This window comes from Streptomyces sp. NPDC127197, assembly GCF_042672405.1.
In the GTDB taxonomy this organism is placed as follows: domain Bacteria; phylum Actinomycetota; class Actinomycetes; order Streptomycetales; family Streptomycetaceae; genus Streptomyces; species Streptomyces flavusporus.
Genome location: NZ_JBHXVG010000142.1, coordinates 1 through 1,481 on the forward strand (window position 1 = coordinate 1; position 1,481 = coordinate 1,481).

At 70.2% G+C, this 1,481-nt stretch carries 1 protein-coding gene; it reads right to left on the bottom strand.

Translation table 11 applies throughout. The features are described 5' to 3' along the window. Positions 1-29 precede the first annotated feature (29 nt). Positions 30-1,439, bottom strand: coding sequence for an IS701 family transposase (locus tag ACFVJQ_RS45990; RefSeq protein ID WP_385791976.1), 1,410 nt, complete (start codon positions 1,437-1,439; stop codon positions 30-32). Positions 1,440-1,481: the final 42 nt, after the last annotated feature.

Consider the following 1,481-nt stretch of genomic DNA (forward strand, 5'->3'; position numbering starts at 1 on the left):
CGGTAGTTCGTTAAATCCGGCGGTAGAGATCAAGACCGTGTCCGGTGGTGACCGCGTCGATCAGGGCCTGGAGCTCGGAGGGTGGGTCCTTGTCCGTCCAGGCTCGCCACCACCGGTTCAGGGTGACGGCGGGGGTGAGCCAGGAACGGATGGCGCGTAAGGCCCTGGGCCAGCAAGGCAGTTGGGGCTGGTGGGGTTCGGCTGGGCCCCCTCTCTGGCCCCTCGTTGGGGCACGGGTCCGGCGCAGTGGCATCCAGGAGTCCGGGTGGGGCGAACCACTGGTCCCAGCAGAAGGAGAAGGCGCAGTTGACCAGGGTCTGGTGGCGGCGGATGGCGCGGTCGGAGCGAACTTGGAAGTCGGCCCAGCCGAGTTCGTCCTTGATCTGCTTGTAGCTCTGCTCGATCCACGGCCGCAGTCCGTAGAGGCGGATGATCTCGGCGAGGTCAGCCGGCGGGTGCGGGCTGATGGCGGCGTGGGGTGCGTCAGGGTGGGGCAGGTTGGTCGCCAGGTACCAGGTGGCCTTTTCCGGCAGGCCGGCCGGGTCGGTGGTGGCCACGATCAGTCGGCAGGGCGAGTTGGGGCCGTAGCCGCCCAGGCGGGCATCTGCGGCCCACCAGGTCTCGGTGTGCCCGTCGCGGAAGTGACGCTCCACGGCCGTCCAGTCGCCGGGATGACCGGCGTCCCGCCAGGTCAGGGCGTGGGCGGCCTCGATGGGGGTGTGCGGCTGGTCGACCGGGGCCCAGACACCGTTGCGCGGCTTGAGCGCCACCACATAGGCCAAGCCGGCCTCGCGCAGCGCGCGATACCAGTCGTCGCTGACCGAGTAGGCACAGTCGGCGACCACCGCCCGGCAGCCGAAACCCGCCTTGTTCGCGCGGGCCGCGAGAGCAGCGGCCAACTGCGGTTTCGTGCAGAAGGCCGAGGCGGACCGGCCGCGGGCGAAGTGGTGGGCGGGGGTGTAAGGAGTCGCGTGCAGCGGGTAGTACACGCGGCCGTCGGTCCACATCGTGGTCACTGTGACGATGCCGTTGTCGGTCTTGCCGTACCGGCCCAGCCACTGCCGGCCCACGTGCGCGGTCGCCGTGCCGTCCTTGCGGTCACCGGAGTCGTCGATCACGATGACCCCGCCGTCGTGCGGAGCCGTCGCCGGCTGCTCGCGCAGCAGTTCAAGCCGCCGGTCGTTGACCTGCTCGACCTCCCAGGGCGACTCAGACAGGAAGAACTGCAACCGCTGCACCCCCGGCATCCCCGCACCGGCCACCGGCTCCGCCCCCGCCAGACAGGTAATCGTCTTGTTCCGCTCCCGCGGCGCCAGCAACCCGGTCAGATACTCGCGAAACCCCCGCCGCTGCGCCAGGCTGAAGAAGAGGTCGTCGAACCGGGCCGCGTACTCCTCCAACGGCCCCGGCGCGGGCGGACACGGACGGCGAGCGGTCATCTCCAGCCTCCAGCACGGCAATTGACTCCTGCCACCGGCCTA

Coding starts and splice junctions, on each gene's coding strand:
- ACFVJQ_RS45990 (WP_385791976.1), bottom strand. CDS start 1,439: ATGACCGCTCGCCGTCCGTGTCCGCCCGCGCCGGGGCCGTTGGAGGAG.